The 2,057-nt window shown below is 40.9% G+C and carries 1 protein-coding gene and 1 pseudogene; one reads left to right on the plus strand and one right to left on the minus strand.

Annotated features, from left to right (window positions below; all coding sequences use genetic code 11):
- Positions 1 to 1,044: calcium-binding protein (locus FJR37_RS25870; RefSeq protein WP_168467496.1), on the plus strand; the 1,044-nt coding region annotated here is incomplete at its 5' end.
- Between the two features lie 424 nt (positions 1,045 to 1,468).
- Here FJR37_RS25870 and FJR37_RS25875 read toward each other — a convergent pair.
- Positions 1,469 to 2,057 (minus strand): annotated as a pseudogene (locus tag FJR37_RS25875) (metal-dependent hydrolase); the annotation flags it as partial.

Below are 2,057 nucleotides of genomic sequence, written 5' to 3' on the forward strand. Positions count from 1 at the left end.
AACGTCACCGAAGATGGAACGTCCAACCTAGTTTACACTTTCACCCGCACAGGAGTTACTAGTAATGCCCTGACCGTCAACTATACAGTCGGCGGAACTGCCACAATAGGCACTGATTATACAGGAATTGCCACCGCAGGAATCACCAAAACCGTCACATTTGCGGCTAACTCATCCATAGCAACTGTCACAGTTGACCCGACCACTGACAGCACAGTAGAAAGTGATGAAACCGTTGCCTTAACTTTAGCTTCTGGAACTGGTTACACCATTGGTACAACAAATGCAGTCACAGGAACAATTACCAATGATGATCCCTTTACTGGAACTTCTAACGCTGACACCTTAATCGGTACAACTGGTGCAGATACCCTGATCGGACTTGCCGGCAACGATACTTATACCGTTAATCATGTAGGTGACATTGTTACTGAAGCTCTCAACGCAGGAACTGATTTAGTCAACGCATCTATTTCCTACACCTTACCTAATAATGTGGAAAACCTGACTTTGACAGGAAGCAGCAATATTAATGGTACGGGTAACAGCCTGGATAACACCCTCACTGGTAATAGTAGTAATAATACCCTCAACGGTGGTGCAGGTGCAGACATCCTCACAGGAGGAGTAGGAACTGATATCCTCGTCTTCCAATTTGGACAATCCCCAGTATCAGGAGCAGACCAAATTACCGACTTTGCCATCGGCACTGATAAAATTGACCTGTTGACCTCTTTGGGTGTAGCTATGAATGCTCCCACTGCCTTCACTCGTGCTACTAATAGTACAGCCACTACCTTAATAAATATGGCCAATAGTGTATTTACTGATGCTAATGGAGCATTAACTGGTAATCAGGCTTTAAGTGTAAATAGTGCAGCTTTAGTCAGTGTCACGACTTTCGGTATTGCCGGAACTTATTTGGTCATTAATGATGGTGTGGCTGGTTTCCAATCAGGCAATGACCTATTGGTGAATATCACAGAATATAGTGGTACATTACCTGCTCTGGGTACTATTGCTGTTAGTAGCTTCTTTATCTAAGTGCCTAAGCTCTCCTTCTGTGATTGGGGAGCTATTTTAACCCAAATCACTCTAATACAGCAGTTTCCTAAGATATTATGAGCGATCGCCTCCGGTGGACGGAATGCGATCGCTATCAAAATCCCACATTCCGCACTTCATAATGGGGTAAGGACAAGATTCGCGCAAAATTTAGCACGACGTAAAGTTTTATTTTATAACAAATTCAACGTTATCGCCTGTGTCTATATATTAAAAATTAAAAAAGCACACTGAGTAAGGCTTTCAGTCTTATAAAAGCTTCCCGCTTATTTATCCCATCTTGTAAAACATTGCCGAAAACGGAAGTTCAAGACTTTTATCAAGAAAGGACAAAACCCTTGTTATTCCGCTCAATTGATCTCATAACATTACCTAAAATGAGCCGTTTCGGCACAGTCTAGCCTTATTGACTACTAACAATTGACCGAATTTGTAAACTACCACTGGCGAATTCATCCCCTAAGAATTTCATCACAACTTTTAGTGGTGCAGCCTCTAACTTAATATTACTAGGTGATGCGTCAATAAACTTAAATTGATAAGGGTCACGCGGTAAAACTGAAGTGTCAAAATCCTCAACCGATAAATCCCCACTAATAAATACATTTGTATTAGTACGATTAAATTTACTTATCGCCTCCCCAATAACCTGATCTTCCACAAATACCGATTCAATGGTAGTAATGGCAGGTGTAGAAACATCTGCTGTAATTTGTTCAATCACAATCTGACTATCAGGGTCAGTTGAAGCCTTGTATAGTTTATTTGTATTAGGTTCTAAAACTATAAACCCGCTTCCATTGGGTTGGATAATATAAAATTTTCCATCAACTTTGGATCTATCGCCCGCCCTGACTCCCTTAATATTGGCAACAATTTTATGGGTGCTTCCAGAACTATTATAAACACCCTGTACTCCCGATGTAGAGGCAATTAAACGATTAAACTGGGTTAAAATTCCTCCCTTACTATTGATGCTAAATGCTGATAAT

Origin of the sequence: Aphanizomenon sp. UHCC 0183 (assembly GCF_009712065.1) — a bacterium.
Taxonomy (GTDB): domain Bacteria; phylum Cyanobacteriota; class Cyanobacteriia; order Cyanobacteriales; family Nostocaceae; genus Dolichospermum; species Dolichospermum heterosporum.